Below are 15,018 nucleotides of genomic sequence, written 5' to 3'. Positions count from 1 at the left end.
ATTGTTGTGTTTGAATTTGCAATAGACAATCTGGTATTTTGAAGAAAAAGCGAGAATGCTAAGAATCAAAAACCTGTATTCCATCCCAAAAAGGTTAGTGCTTTATGGATGGGATACAGGTTGTGTTTGCTAAAAAAACAATATCTTAGGATGAGATTTTAATAATCAAATCGTTTAAAGGCCTCGATCGCCTCGTACTCGGCCAGTCCTAATTGGTCATATTGTTTCGCCGTATTTTTATTTCTGTCTTCGGCTCTTACCCAAAATTCTCTGGAGTCATTGCCTTGGAACATTACTCTGTCTTTTTGGGATTGGTGAAAAAGTATGGCTTGTCGTTTTAGCATTACTTCATCGGGACTCAAAGGGACTGCCATATCTATGTCGTGAAGATCCCATTCATGCCAAGCGCCTCGGTACAACCACAGCCAACAGTCGTTCATAAAAGGCAATGATTTTAAGTCTTTTAGAGCCGCAAAAATGGCATTCAAACAGACTTCATGGGTGCCGTGAGGGTCGGCTAGATCACCAGCTGCAAAAATTTGATTTGGTTGAATTTGCTGTATAATTTTTTTGACAATATCAATATCTTCTGCGCCTAACGGTTTTTTTTGAATCATTCCCGTTTCGTAGAAGGGCAAATCTAGAAAGTGAACGTTTTCATCTTTCAATCCTAGATATCTGGTAGCGGCATACGACTCTCTTCTTCTTATTAATCCTTTTAATTTTCGAACTTCATGGCTGTCTTTTTGCCCTGTTTTTTTGGTTTTAATCTTTTCAATTAGGGCCTCAAAATTGATTTCGGGCTGGTTTTTTTGAAGGTAATCAGCGGCCACTTCTGCAAATTTCAATGCTTCGTCGTCTGTAACGGCTATGTTGCCTGAGGTTTGATACACTACATGAACTTCGTGACCTTGTTTTATTAATTTGGCAAATGTACCTCCCATAGAAATAACATCATCATCAGGGTGTGGACTAAATAAAAGCACTTTTTTCTGGGCGGGTTCAGCGCGTTCGGGTCTGTAGGTGTCATCGGTATTGGGTTTTCCACCTGGCCATCCTGTGATGGTATGTTGCAGGATGTTGAACATGTTGATATTCAAATCATAGGATGTACTGTCCGTTGCTAACAAATCAGACATACCATTGTTGTTGTAGTCTCTATCGGTTAGTTTTAAGATGGCTTTTTGAGTATGTTGACACAACCATACAATCGCTTTTTGTTTTAGTTTTTCGGTCCATTGGCATTCTCCAACCAGCCAAGGTGTTTCTACTCTAGTGAGTTCGGATGCTGCACCTTGGTCTAAAACAAAAGTGGTATTGGAATGATTTTGTAAAAAAGTAGCAGGAACTTCAGCATTGCAATCGCCCTGTATGGTTCTTTTGACAATCGCGGCTTTGTTTTGTCCCCAAGCTAATAGTACAATTCTTTTGGATCGTAAAATGGTCGCAACTCCCATTGTTATTGCCTTTTTAGGAACATTGTTGATCCCATTAAAATCGCCAGAAGCGTCTACTTTGGTAATGTAATCTAGGGTTATGATGCGGGTACTTGAGTTAATGTGAGATCCAGGTTCATTAAACCCGACATGGCCAGTTCTTCCAATGCCTAATAGTTGAAAATCCAATCCTCCCGCATTTTTAATTTTCATTTCATAATCGATGCAGTATTGATTAACGTATTCTAAAGGAATATTTCCCTCTGGAATGTTTACATTTTCAGGTAGAATATCGACATGATTAAAGAGATGTTGATGCATGAAATAATGATAACTTTGAACACTTTCCTTGGGCATCGGGTAGTATTCGTCTAGATTAAATGTGACCACATTTTTGAAACTTAATCCTTCTTCTTTGTGCATGCGTACTAATTCTTGGTACACTTTGATAGGTGAGGAGCCAGTAGCCAATCCGAGCACACATTTTTTGTTTTTTTCTTGTTGAGTACGAATTAAGTCAGCTATTTCTTGAGCGACTAAAATGGAGGCTTCAGCAGCATTTTTAAAAATGACATTGTGGATTTTTTCAAAACGCGTATCTTCAAATTGGCCTGCGGGTTGGTAACTAATGGGTGATTTTGGTTGGGTTGCTATTTCCATAATTGTGGGATATTTTTTTATTATTTAATTAAAGTATTTGCTGACGGATTTGGATAAAGTATTAGCATATTAATGCGCTTACTTCTGAGAAATCGGGAGTAAAACGAAGGAAACGCGCTGGAAATCCAGGTTTGATTTTGCCTAATTCATTTTCCATTTTTATGGCTTTTGCCACGCGAGAAGTGCCCATTTTTATGGCTTCGTCTATGTCAATATTCAAATGTTGTATGGCATTTCGAATGGCTTCTTCCATAGATATACTGGCACCTGCCAAATTGCCTTCATCATTGCGGTAGAAACCATTGTCGAGATGCGCATCAAAATTCTCCCATTTAAAATGCTCTACTTTTCGACCTAAAAAAGCGGCATCAGTAATCAAAAACAACTTGTCTTTTTTTAAGGCATAAGCAATTCGGGCTGCGGCATAATCGCAATGGGCTCCATCCAAAATAATGGGAGCATATACGTTCTTGTTGTCAAAAACAGCGCCTACTAGGCCTGGATCTCGATGTCCAAATTGTGTCATAGCATTGAATAAATGTGTGACTAATGGGATGCCTTTTGAAAAATACGATTGTGCCTCTTGATAGGTCATCGTTGAATGTCCAGCCGAGAGTACGATGCCACTTTCTAAAAGCAAGTTTAATTGGTCTTCGGTAAAACATTCTGGGGCAATCGTCATTACTTTGATCACATCTTTCCCGTATCGGATGATTTCTTCTAATTCGGATGTTGTGGGTTTTCGGACTTGAGCCAAGCTATGAGCGCCCCGTTTTAAAGGATTCAAAAAAGGCCCTTCTAAATGCATGCCTAACACGCCGTTGTTATGTTTGTTTTTATAAGATCGGATGGCTTCAATGCCTTGTAGAATGGTTTCTTTTGAGGAAGAAATCATACATGGGAGCATATGTGTAGTGCCATATTTTATACTGGTTTCATAAATGTCTTGAAGTGTTTCTTCTGTTGGATATTGACTAAAATAAAATTTTTCACCACCATTAATTTGAATATCAATGGCGCCAGCCGAAAGGTGATTTCCTTTCAAATCTATCAGCTCTGCGTGTTGCGGAATTTCGTTTTGAATGGAAAGGATAATTCCGTTTTCGATAATGACGACACTATCTTTTAGTACTTCATCTCCAGTATGAATTATTCCGTTTAGTAGTGCTTTTTTCATAATGGTGTTTTGTTTATTACTGATCTTTAAAACACTCTCAATCTAAAAATTAAGAGTGTTTAATAACTGTTATTTTTTAATTATTTTTTGAGAAACGATCTCCTGTTCATCACTAATTCTAAGGGTGTAAATTCCTTTGCTTAGATGTGCTAGGGAAAGGCTGGTTTCTTTTTCATTATTTTTCAATGACATAGTGTTTAATAATTGGCCATTCAAATTAAATAAAGAAAGAGTTAAGGGACCTGTTGCATTTTCAACTTTGATATTCACTAGGTCTGATGCAGGATTTGGATGAATTGTGATGTTAAAGTTTAATTCTTTGTCTTGATTTGAATTCACAATCTTTTTTGATGTGGACTTAGCAGAGGGTACTACATTTGGAACAAAGGTATCTGCTCCATTGGTTAACCAATTTAAACTAAAGCGTACAAAATACATTTGATAGGTTGAATTTTCTCCATTTTCATAATAAATTCCCATAGTACCATCGGGTAAAACGGTGAGGCTTGAATAGGCAGAAGCGCCAGAGAAAATGGTTTTGCGTATTGGCCAAGAAGCTCCTTCGTCAGTACTCATCAATACCGAAACATTGGTTCTGTTTCCAGCAAATGGAATGGTGTGTAATAAACGATTTTTGTCATAACCATCAAGAGTTGAGGTATAACGAATGATGTCGCCATCACAATTTGGATCGGTAATATCGGTTTGATTGTAAGGAGTGCTCCAAGTTTGTCCTTTATCTGTAGAAACATTGAATCTTCGGGTGCCTGCATTGCGAATGCTCATCAATAAATTACCATTGTTCAATTCTACAAGTTTGGCCTCGTCTCCTCCTATTTCTGCTTTGGCAGTAGAAACGGTCCACGTACTACCACCGTCTGAACTAGACATCATGTAGTTATTTATGGTGCTTGTTTCGTCTCTAACAACAAGTGCCACTACTATAGTTCCGTCACGCATTTGAAACTGTCTCCCAGATCCAATAAATACTCCTTTCCAATTTTGAGTAATAGGATTGCTACATCCTGCACCATAGATTTGATTGGTGATATCAATAGGTGCTCCCCAAGTGATTCCATTATCTGTACTTTTACAATACTTGATTTTTATAGGATTTGCTGCAGTGGATGAAAAAAAACCTTTTTCGGCCACAAATAGACAAAGTAGGTTTCCAGTGGGTTTGTCCAATACTAATGCGCAATCTCCCGCTCCTGATGGAGCTCCAAAATTTGCTATAGTTACAGGCGCAGACCAAGTTTTGCCATTATCTGTACTGCGACGGATTACCGGATCAATTTTGGCTGCCAAGTCACCCGCTCCATTCCATCTTTTATCTGTGGCTGTAACCAAAGATCCATCGGCCGCTGTAATGATAGCAGGAATACGATAACTAGCAGCGCCAGCATCACCGGGTGTAAATAATAGTGTATTAGTTAATAAAATAACTCGATTACCTGCAACACTATTGGCTGTGGTATTATAAGTTATTGAATTGGCTACGATGGATTCGCAAGTAGCATCGAGAAAATTTCCTTCGCTAGCTCCTGCTGCAATATCATAGGTAATCCAAAAATAATTATCGCCAGAATTCAAAGGTTGATTTCCATTTACAATTAAATTTCCAGTGGACGGTGTTGTGCTACCAAATAAGGTTGCTGTTGTTGGATTAAAAATGGCTGAACTACCACTTGAATAGATTTTGATGTTGGTAACATCAGCTGTGGAAGTAGTTCCCGTCATAGTGAATTTTAATGTGTTTACTGTTAGTGGATTAATTGTGCCACTGGTCGCAACTTTTACTGCAAGAATGCGTTGGTCTGTGTCTCCAATTCCTGTTGGTACTACAGTTTGTACTAATGAAACGGAGTTGATCTGCATCGTATTTGTTTGGGCAATCACAGAAGCTCCACCATTTAATGTCCCAGGATGGTTACGACCTGAGATATCGGGTACAGTATTTCCACTCACATTTTCAAAATCCCATGCTGCTAAAAGCAAAGGTTCATTACCAATGATTACTGAAGTTTTATCAGCCAAAACATCAGTTGCATTCATTGCTTTTCCCCAAAATCGGATGTCGTCTATTTGTCCATTCAGAAAAGAGGAAAACGTATTTAGGGTTCCAAAGAATAAATTTCCAGTATTGATTACAGTATTAGATCCTCCAATGTTAACAGTGGTTTTAGTTTGTTGCAAAAGTCCGTCTACATATATTTTACAACTTGTAGTGGCTACATCTACAACCATAGCAAGATGATGCCATACATTGTTTGAAATGGAGGATGTTCCGTATGGAGGGCCTGCTGCTCCTGCACTGGTGGTTAGATTGACGCCAAACTGCCCACCTCCAGAAGAGGAATTATTAATAAATTCATAGCCAACGCCACTTCCCCCAGGTCTTTTACTCAGGAGGCGTTTAGAAAAGTCAGCTGTTTTTACTCGGCAGGTTATAGTAAGACTTTGGCCAGCGGCGAGATTGAAATCTGGATGATTAACAACCGACATATAATCGTTTATTCCATCCAAATTCAAAACCATAGGAAATGCATTTGAGATAGTTGGACCGCCAAATAAGGTTCCGGGATGATTATTTCCAGAAACATCTGGTACAGTGGAACCTGTAATGTTTTCAAAATCCCATGCACCCAATAAATTCGTGGAAGGACCTGTAATTGTTGAAGTCATATCTAACTGTAATTCAGCAGGAGTCATCGCAGTATTCCAAATACGGACATTGTCTATTTGTCCTGACCATTTGAAATTTTTGTTGGTGTCTGAAGTAGCGCCAACAATAAAATCCAAAGCATTAGAGAAATCGGAAGTTACCGAGGTAAATGTTTTGCCTGTGTTAACCAAAACGCCATCTAAGTATCCATATATTGTACGGGTACTGGTGGCGTCTAGGACTAAGGCCACATGATGCCATATTCCGTCAGCAATTGTTAAGGTTGAATAACCAGCAGTACTGATATTATTAGGCGATCCTGTTCCGCTCATATTCATCGCAAATTTGCCTGCATTGGATCCGTTTCCTGTCCAGAATTCGTATCCATTTCCAGAAGTTCCTGCTCTTTTAGCAAAAATTCTGGGGGTTCCAGTGTTGGTTGTGGTTTTTACCCAGCACGTGACTGTTTTGTTTTGGCCTGATCCAAAATCAAGATCAGGATGATCTGCTACCGACATATAAGTGTTGATCCCATCTAAATTTAAGACCTTGCCACTTTGAGCATATAGATTAAAACCTAAAACAAAACAAACAAACAAACAGAACTTGTGTAATCCATTTTTCATAATCTGTGGTATTTAGTTAATAGTAAAATTTTTATTATATGCTTTTGTTGTTTAAAGGCTTATCTTTTCAAATACTCCTCTAAAATCTGAAGGCAATACCATTCTTGTCGTGGCAAATGGAAAGGCCCTTTATATAAATTTCCTTTGGCGGTTTGTGCAATGGTTCCGTCACGGTGTAAGTAACCATACCATTCGCCATTTTGTGCATCATGAAATTTTTCATACGCATACTCGTGAACCATTTTGTGCCATTGAGCATATTTTTCATTACCGGTCATAGTGTAAGCCAATAAAGTAGCTATAATCACTTCGTTATGCGGCCACCAGAATTTCATGTCCTGCCAATATTCTTGCACCGGTTTATCGTATACATCTTTGTAATACAATATGCCGCCATGTTCTTTATCCCATCCTCGTTCCCACATATAATCGAGCATTTTGCAACCTAGGGCAATTAGATGAGGATCGTTGTTGCGGTATTTGGCCTCGTGCAAAATAAACCAAGCACCTTCCATAGCATGTCCAGGATTTAGTGTACGTCCATCAATATGATCGATGATGCTGCCGTCAGGAGCCACTTGTTCCATTACGCACGCAATGTCATCTTTTACAAAATCGCGTTCTATTTCAGCAATCCATTGACTAATCCATTCATCGCAGCGCGGATCGCCAATCGTTTCTCGCAATTGTTGCGCAGTATTGATCATAATCATAGGAACTCCAATCCCTTTGGATGGTCGGGTTGTAGTATATTTAGGTTGCAACAAACCCGGAGTTGTTGCGTAGGCTATACATTTTCCAAATAAAAAACGAGCTTTTTCAGCAACAGCTTCATCCCCGCTCGCTTTTGCGTAAGCTGCCATGGCAATCACTGCAAAAGTTTCCGAAAAGAAATACCTTCTTTTTCGAATGGGTTGTCCCTCACGAGTGACATGAAAAAACATTTGTCCATCCGTGTCAAAACAATGGTTGTTCAAAAAATCTACCCCACATTTTGCTCCTTCTAACCATTCTTTTTTGGGTTCAACTGTTGCATAAAGGGTGGCCAATAACCAAGAAGCACGACCCTGAATCCAGACTGCCTTATCGTCATCAATCAAACTTCCATCGTGATCACGCATTAGTAAGAACCCGCCAAATTGGGTGTCTATCGAGCGAGGAAACCAAAAAGGGATTGTATCGTGTAATAATTGATTTTGATAAAATTCTTTCAAGTTTTGAAGTTCTGTTTTTGAATAGCTCATTTTTATTATTTAATAATTGTCATTTATTTTTTTGATTGAATTCGCTTATAAAATTTGGATGTACCTAAAGAACATCCAGCGAAAAAGTGGAACAAGGCAATCCTTCTTCATTGATTAAATTGGCATTTGTAAAAGGTTTCCAAGCATATAAAATGGATTGAACAGTTGTTCCTTTCGGCGGGAATATCACCACTTGATTACCAATAATTTTGGCTTCGACTTCTAGGTGTTTTCCGGTTTTAGTTACGATTTCAAACCCTTTTAGGGGTTGTTGATCTGAGGTTGTCAATTTTTTAACCGAAGAAAAAGAAATCCATAACGCATCGTTTTTTAGCCAAGCTTTTATGGGTTTTGGACCTGAAGCAACGATATTTTTATGATACGTTTGCTTCAAGGCCAATCTAGCCAGTCGGTCGCCAATTTCTTTTTTTTGTATCGGATGGACATTTTTTTCATCCCCATAATCCATACTTATTGCCATGCCAGAATTAGGAATTTTGTTTTCTAACCTACTTTGCATCGCTCTGAATTCTGGCCAAGAAGGACGATTGAGGCTAGAAAGTTGTACATAATAAAAGGGGAAATTTCCCTTCCAAGCTTCTCGCCAACTCGCTACCATAACGGGAAGTAAATGTTCGTACCAATTGGTATTGTGTGCATTGCTTTCGCCTTGGTACCAAAGCACCCCTTTGATAGAAAAGGCCGTAAAGTCCTTTATTCCTGCCTCAAAGTTGTAGCAGGGTTCGTAGGGATGACGTTGTTTGGGATTAGTAGTGTTTTTCAAATTTATATCGGCTCTTTCTCTTACCCAAGGCATCAAAAAATCTGATTTGCGCCAGTTGTATAAAACCTCCACGGCTTTGTCGTCGTGTTCTAGGGTGTAACGAGCTATCCAAGATTCAATAGGCGAGCCACCCACGGCCACTTGTATCAATCCGATAGGAATAGCTTCTTCCTGAATGATTTTTTTTCCAAAATAATAGGCAATAGACGAAAAGTCTTTCGCAGAAGTTGAGTCGCATACTTTCCAATTTCCTGAAAAATAATTCAGTTGATTGGTCTTGGCCAAGGTTAGGGAGTCCCAAGCGGTTTCATCGGTTTCTTGAATGGGTTGGTAATGAAATATTCGCAGTTGAGCATTCGCTTTGGCTTTTTGAACTTCTGCCTTTCCGTTTTCTGATTTTTCTAGTGGAAAAGCCATATTGGATTGTCCGGAACACAACCAAACATCGCCCAAAAGAATGTTTTTTAAAACGATACTTTTTGTTTTAGTTTTTACTGCTAATTCATACGGCCCTCCGTGCGACATAGCCTGAAATTGAACTTTCCATTTTCCTTTGGCATTGGTGATAACCGTTTGCTTTTGAGTATGAAAAACCACTTCAACGGACTCACCAGCATTGGCTTTTCCATAAATGGCAAGAGGTTGTTGGCGTTGCAACACCATATTGTCGGTAAAAACAGGGGCTAAAGCCAAACCACCAAAGTCGCCACTAATGGCCGAATATACTGTAGTAGCTAAAAGGTTCGCGCCTTCTTTGGAAGGATGTAACGCATCTGGGAAAAGGTCAGGACGCGCGTATAATTTTTCATGTAAATCAATTAGGGTCACCTCATTTGCTTTGGCTACAACTTCGATTTGTGATTGGATTTCCCAAAACCAGTCTCGCGTACCCGATTTAAAACGGGGATGTTCGTTAAAAATAGGACTCATCCTGCAGATGAATAGGTTTACTTTTGGATTTTGTTGTTTTAAAGCGGCAATCATCTCGTGATAATTCGCTTGGAAATCTTGTTTATAATTGGGCCAGTTTCTAGAATCGGTATCGTTGAGCCCCAAATGAATAATAGCAATATCAGGACTAAAGGCTAGTGCGGCTTTGTATTCGTTGGTTTTAGCATACGGTCGATGTCCTTTTTGTAAAAGCGTCGCGCCACTGTGACCAAAGTTTTTTACCACATAATTTTTCCCTAATAAAGATTGTAAAACAGCAGGATAAGCCTCGGATGTTGGATTGCCCAAAAGATAACCTGCCGTAACAGAATCGCCCAAGCAAGCTACTTTGGTTTGTGCGAAACTCACATCAATTAACCAAAACAGCAACAGGAAAAACAGATAATAAGATTTTTTGATAAAAGACATAGTGTTTTTTTAAAATAATCTACCGAGACGAAAGGTGAATCTCGCCTCAGTAGATTCAGAAAACCAAAATTCAACTTAACCACTCTTAACAAATGCGATTTATTTATGCTTCACAATAATCATTGACTTGTGGTTTTAAAAAGCAAAGTTGAACTAGCAAAGCCAAAACGACGATGCCTGCCATCATTGCAAAACCATAACCTAGCGTTCCATTGTCGGCATACTTTCCTAAAACAGAAGTTACCATAGCACCACAGCCTACGCCAGTCATATTCAAAATTCCGTAAGCAGTCGCTCGATATTTTGAAGATACAAACTGACAAAGAATAGGCATATTGTTAGCATCAAACATACCATAACCCACGCCAAAACACAGTCCAGCGCTTACAATATGCACGATGGAATGCCCAAAACCTATGAGTAATAAGGCAGGAATGGTCAAACTCAATCCAATGGCACTGGTATAAATTCTTCCTTTTACATTTTTGAGCACCCATCTATCCGAAAGAACACCACCAAAAAGAACGCCGAGTAATGAGGAAATCGAGATGGTAATGGTCGCCAGAGGTCCCGCTTGCTCCATCGGAATGCCTAAATTTCCTGAAAATAAAGTAGGTAACCAGTTTTTGGTAGCCCAACCAGGAAGACTAATCGTAGCAAAAAAGAAGAGAATAATCCAAAAGGAAAGATTCGTAAACAATAGCGCTACACCTTTTAAAACCGCTATTTTTTCTGTTGGAGAGTCGTTGGTTATTTTAGTATTCGTAGCCGTTTTCTTTTCAGCAAGAAAAAAGACCAAAACGAAAGCATAAATGATTCCGATTAATCCAAAATAATGAAAAGTACTGTGCCAAGAATACGCTCCAGCAATTGTTGCACCAAAACCACCCAAAGCGGAGCCTACATAAAGCCCTGTCATATGAATTCCGATGGCTAAGGATCTGGATTTTTGTTGATGATAATCGGCAATGAGGGATAACCCAGCCGGAATGTACAAGGCTTCGCTTACGCCCATTAAGGCCCTGAGCCAGTACACTTGTTGGTAACTTGTAGCATAGCCCATGGCATAGGTGACCACAGACCAAACAAACAAACTGCCTACGATTAACCATTTTCGGTTCATTTTATCGGCAATAAGGCCAGAAACCGGACTCATCAATGCGTAAATCCAAAGAAAAATGGCCATCAACCTTCCGAAATTTTCTCCTGAAACCAGCTCAGGGATGTCCTGTTCCATGGATGGACGCATGGTGGCTAGCATCTGCCTGTCCATGTAATTGAGCAAGGCCACAAACCAAAGTAGGGCGACCACTATCCAAGGATAATATTTTGAGTTTTTCATGATTTTTTTGTACTTTATAAATGGAGTAGTAGTTAATAGTCAGCGTTATTTCTTTATTTTTCCTATCATAATATTTGGAGTTCGAATGCCGGGTTTTATTTCGCCATTAGAGAGCACTAGGGCATCATCCCACAAACATGCAGTAGTGGTTACCGGAGTCAGGAAGGGCAATTCGCCTATTTTTTCCCAAGAATCTGTTACCGTGTCGTAGGCTAGAATTCCTCTATAAAAGCCTTCGTGGTGGGTAACGAGTTCGTTTTTTTTGCCGATTAGGATCTCTTTTTCTTTTGGTGAATTCGTTTGTGTGATTTGTGATAAATACGTTTCTATTTGATGAAAAACGACTCCGTTGTCTCCGCCCAAAAGCAAAATTTTACTTTTCCCTATGCGAAGGGCTGTACCCGCTGATAAGTTCATTAAGGATTTTTCATCTGAAATAGTAGCCATTTCTTTCCATTGTTGTTGTTTGAAATTGTATGAAAAAGTCGTGCTGTGTAAAACGCTAATCCCAGAAGGTGTTTTGGTTCTTCCGCCAAAAACAAAAAGACATGGTCCTTCTTTTGTCTCTTGAACTACCGCTGTAGCATTGGCTAATGCCAAAGGAAGATCAGCTAGTTTTTTCCATTCCAATTGTTCTTGATTCAGATTTAAACTATAAAAATCTTTCGAGGATTGTTGTGTTTCATCCCCACCTACGGCATAGACCACTTTTTCGTAATTGCTTAACGCGATGTTTGATAGTGCTTTGGGCAAATCTGGAAGATGATGGAAAGTGATTTCATTTTTTTTCTTTCCCCATTTTATGAGATATGCTTTTTGTGACAGACCTTTTTTATTTTCTCCGCCTGCATAAACCACACCCAAATCTGTAGAAGTTACACCACAATAGGCTATAGGTTCTGGTAAATACGAATCAACTTCGGTATTCCAAACATAATTTTCGCCTTTTTTTTCTAGAAGATGTATCGTGTTATGGTATTTTTTTTGTCCTCCTTCCCAAGGCATTTTATCCGGAAAATTTGCGCCACCTGCCACGATCAATGCATTTTGGTGTACACCATTTATGGCGCCTGCAAAGCCTAGTGTGGGTTTTCCATCGTGAGTTTGCATGACGGCGGCTAGTTCCCATTCTATTTCATTATGTTCTTTTGCTTGAGCAAAAAGAGAGGTGGTATTTGGCATAAGAGTGATGATTAGAGTGAAAGAAAACAGTTGTTTTCTTATCGTTTTCATTGTAAATCGATGCATTAATTCGATTTAAAACTTTTGAAATCTAAGCTTTGAACGTCTTTTTGAAAGGCTTCAAATTGGGAGGCGTTCATGTTTTTTACGGGTAATCTGAAATCACCCAAATCCAAACCAGCCACTTTCATATATGCTTTTCCAACTGAAATTCCACCATATTTTCCCAGTAATCGAATCATATTGATGGACTTTTGCTGCAACTGCCGAGCTTTTGGTAAGTTGTTGCTTTCGAAGGACGCTATTAAATCATAGTATAAAGGAGCGGCATAATTAAAAGTACTTCCTACCGCTCCTTTGGCACCTAATACCAAAGCGGATAACATATTTTCGTCACGTCCCCAAAGCATATCATACTTGCCATCTTTATAACTCATACAGCTTTGAAAGTCCATGAAATCCTCATGAGTGTATTTTATTCCTGCAAAATTGTCGAGTTGACCATCTAAAGCTTGTATCAAATCAAACATCGGGAAGTTAACGCCTGTTAGTACTGGAATATGATAGTAATACAAGGGCATATTGGGCACACTTTCTCCTACCATAATACAAGCTTGTGCTAGCATCTCTACATTGGCTGGTTTGAAATAAAAGGGAGCTGTCAACGAAACGGCATAAAGTCCTATTTCATAAGCGTGCTTGGCCAAATCAATACAATCGTTTATACAAGTTCCTCCAAGGAAAACCATGACTTTGAAATCTTCATCGTGATTAGAACAATCGGCCCAAGCTTGTGCCATAGCTTTTTTTTCTTCAAGGGTTAACGAAACCCCTTCTCCTGTAGATCCGTTGATAAAAGCACCAGTCACTTTATTGCGTTTTAAAAAGGAATAATATTCGGGTATGCGACTACAATCCAATTGCCCATTCGAGTCAAAAGGAGTGAATGGTGCAGCTATAAGTCCTTGTAAATGTGTTGTTTTCATTGTTTTTATAATCTTAAGGTTGGAATGTAAAAGACCAAGCCGAACTATATTCATAGTCGACTCAGTCATTTTTCAGTAAAAAAAAGGTTTTAGTAGCCCTTAATTTTGTTTAATTTTTGGATTGTAGTTGATGGTATTCTGAGAAATTGGGAATAAAATGGTTTTCCCTACCATTGATGGCACTAAAGATGTTTTGTTAAAACGTACTAAATCCCACCATGCTTTGCCTTCAAAGGCTAATTCTTTCAAACGCTCATTTAATATGGCATCGTCGTTGGCGGCTTGAGTACCATTAGTGAACGAAGCTGTTGCATCAGCTCTTTGCATCACTAAATTCATCTCGGTTGTTGGATCTTGACCCAAAGCATTTTTGATTTCGGCCTTCATCAAGAGAATATCTGCCCATCTGTAGATGATGATATCACTAGTAAATCTTCTTAAAGATCCGTCTACCGTACCGTTGTATTTCATTAAACCTGTCACCACATCGGCGGTATTGGCCGTGTTTCTCAAAGTCAAGAAAGTAGCGTCTTTACGAGTATCTGTAGCAGAGAAATTAAAACGAGAAGCATCTGGCTGAACTCTTGAAATTCCCGCATTACCAGCTCCTGAGCCTAAAGTTCCGAATAACGCTGTAGCGGCTGAAGCAGTAGCTCCAGAAAAATCGGCTGGCCCAACATACATAAATGAGTTCCAGTTGTCTTGTAAATTAGAAGTTACATCGGTCAAAGAATAACGAATGGCAAATAATACTTCAGCATTTCCTTTATTAGCGTAACTAAATACATCTTTAAAATTAGGCAATAAAGATAGGGGAGTGATAGCATTTATTGCGGTAAGCGCCACATTCAAATCAGCGGTTCCACCTCCTAATTGTTTCGCAGTCCATAGAAAAACATCGGCTTTTAAAGCATTCGCGGCTGATTTTGATAATTGTACTTTGTTGTTGGTGTCATCAGGAAAATTGCTCAACGCCAATTCTAAATCCGATTTGATAAAAGCAAAGGTTTCTTGAATCGTGTTTCTAGGAATGATGTACTCATTTTGATTAGTGTTTTCTGTTGGAGTGGTTACAACAGGTACTCCACCCCAAGAACGTGCCATGATGAAATAAGCCATAGCTCTCATAGTGTAAGCCTGAGCCAAATAACGTTTTTGTTCCTTTGCAGTTGCGGGACTAAACGTGATTGTTGGTACATATTTCAGAATCAAATTGGCTTGTTGCACCACAGTGTACAATCCGCTCCAATCCACATCAATATTCTGAGCGTTGAGGTTGTTGTTGTAATAATTGGCAAGATTTAAAGGCGATTGCACACCACCTTTAATCTCAGCACTTCGAGCGCCTCCCAACAAATAATAGTTTTGTTGGGTTTGGGTTCTAAAACTGTAGTACAAACCATTCACAGCAGCTTTGGCATCGTCTTCGGTTTTCCAAAAGGCATCCGAGGTGATGCTGCTTTCGGATTGTAGGTCTAAATCATCGGCACAAGACCCTAAAAGAGTGAGTCCTGCAACTAAAAATATATATAGGATATGTTTATTTTTCATGGTATT

9 protein-coding genes are annotated in these 15,018 nt (G+C 39.1%); all 9 read right to left on the bottom strand.

Features of this window, described 5'->3' with window-relative positions; genetic code table 11:
• Positions 1 to 158: 158 nt before the first annotated feature.
• The 9 genes from nagB to BXU11_RS01130 all read right to left on the bottom strand — a co-directional run bounded on the left by nagB (position 159) and on the right by BXU11_RS01130 (position 15,012).
• Positions 159 to 2,096 (bottom strand): glucosamine-6-phosphate deaminase, encoded by a 1,938-nt coding sequence (gene nagB / locus BXU11_RS01170; protein ID WP_078210706.1) that lies wholly within the window; start codon positions 2,094 to 2,096, stop codon positions 159 to 161.
• 61 nt (positions 2,097 to 2,157) lie between these two features.
• A complete protein-coding gene (nagA, locus tag BXU11_RS01165; protein WP_078210705.1) occupies positions 2,158 to 3,273 on the bottom strand; it encodes an N-acetylglucosamine-6-phosphate deacetylase in 1,116 nt (371 codons plus the stop codon).
• A gap of 69 nt (positions 3,274 to 3,342) precedes the next feature.
• Positions 3,343 to 6,564 carry a LamG-like jellyroll fold domain-containing protein gene (locus BXU11_RS01160; protein WP_078210704.1) on the bottom strand — a complete coding sequence of 1,074 codons (3,222 nt, stop codon included), beginning with the start codon at positions 6,562 to 6,564 and terminating at the stop codon, positions 3,343 to 3,345.
• A gap of 59 nt (positions 6,565 to 6,623) precedes the next feature.
• On the bottom strand, positions 6,624 to 7,808 hold the full coding sequence (locus BXU11_RS01155) for an AGE family epimerase/isomerase (RefSeq protein ID WP_078210703.1): 1,185 nt from the start codon (positions 7,806 to 7,808) through the stop codon (positions 6,624 to 6,626).
• Between the two features lie 64 nt (positions 7,809 to 7,872).
• Entirely contained in the window at positions 7,873 to 9,951 is a 2,079-nt protein-coding gene (locus BXU11_RS01150) for a GDSL-type esterase/lipase family protein (protein WP_189318492.1), read from the bottom strand.
• A 103-nt stretch (positions 9,952 to 10,054) separates the two neighbouring features.
• Positions 10,055 to 11,293 carry an MFS transporter gene (locus BXU11_RS01145; RefSeq protein WP_078210702.1) on the bottom strand — a complete coding sequence of 413 codons (1,239 nt, stop codon included), beginning with the start codon at positions 11,291 to 11,293 and terminating at the stop codon, positions 10,055 to 10,057.
• Between the two features lie 45 nt (positions 11,294 to 11,338).
• Positions 11,339 to 12,475 (bottom strand): kelch repeat-containing protein, encoded by a 1,137-nt coding sequence (locus BXU11_RS01140; RefSeq protein ID WP_139363423.1) that lies wholly within the window; start codon positions 12,473 to 12,475, stop codon positions 11,339 to 11,341.
• Between the two features lie 65 nt (positions 12,476 to 12,540).
• Positions 12,541 to 13,461, bottom strand: a complete 921-nt coding sequence (locus BXU11_RS01135) for a dihydrodipicolinate synthase family protein (protein WP_024982501.1) — start codon at positions 13,459 to 13,461, stop codon at positions 12,541 to 12,543.
• Positions 13,462 to 13,560: 99 nt separating this feature from the next.
• Positions 13,561 to 15,012, bottom strand: a complete 1,452-nt coding sequence (locus BXU11_RS01130) for a RagB/SusD family nutrient uptake outer membrane protein (protein ID WP_189318491.1) — start codon at positions 15,010 to 15,012, stop codon at positions 13,561 to 13,563.
• Positions 15,013 to 15,018: the final 6 nt, after the last annotated feature.

Origin of the sequence: Flavobacterium sp. LM5, assembly GCF_002017945.1 — a bacterium.
In the GTDB taxonomy this organism is placed as follows: Bacteria; Bacteroidota; Bacteroidia; order Flavobacteriales; family Flavobacteriaceae; genus Flavobacterium; species Flavobacterium succinicans.
This window is presented reverse-complemented; position numbering and strand designations above follow the sequence as displayed.

What these genes read in the sequence shown, in the direction of transcription:
- nagB (WP_078210706.1), bottom strand. Translation starts at nt 2,096, where the DNA reads ATGGAAATAGCAACCCAACCAAAATCACCCATTAGTTACCAACCCGCA.
- nagA (WP_078210705.1), bottom strand. Translation starts at nt 3,273, where the DNA reads ATGAAAAAAGCACTACTAAACGGAATAATTCATACTGGAGATGAAGTA.
- BXU11_RS01160 (WP_078210704.1), bottom strand. Translation starts at nt 6,564, where the DNA reads ATGAAAAATGGATTACACAAGTTCTGTTTGTTTGTTTGTTTTGTTTTA.
- BXU11_RS01155 (WP_078210703.1), bottom strand. Translation starts at nt 7,808, where the DNA reads ATGAGCTATTCAAAAACAGAACTTCAAAACTTGAAAGAATTTTATCAA.
- BXU11_RS01150 (WP_189318492.1), bottom strand. Translation starts at nt 9,951, where the DNA reads ATGTCTTTTATCAAAAAATCTTATTATCTGTTTTTCCTGTTGCTGTTT.
- BXU11_RS01145 (WP_078210702.1), bottom strand. Translation starts at nt 11,293, where the DNA reads ATGAAAAACTCAAAATATTATCCTTGGATAGTGGTCGCCCTACTTTGG.
- BXU11_RS01140 (WP_139363423.1), bottom strand. Translation starts at nt 12,475, where the DNA reads ATGCCAAATACCACCTCTCTTTTTGCTCAAGCAAAAGAACATAATGAA.
- BXU11_RS01135 (WP_024982501.1), bottom strand. Translation starts at nt 13,461, where the DNA reads ATGAAAACAACACATTTACAAGGACTTATAGCTGCACCATTCACTCCT.
- BXU11_RS01130 (WP_189318491.1), bottom strand. Translation starts at nt 15,012, where the DNA reads ATGAAAAATAAACATATCCTATATATATTTTTAGTTGCAGGACTCACT.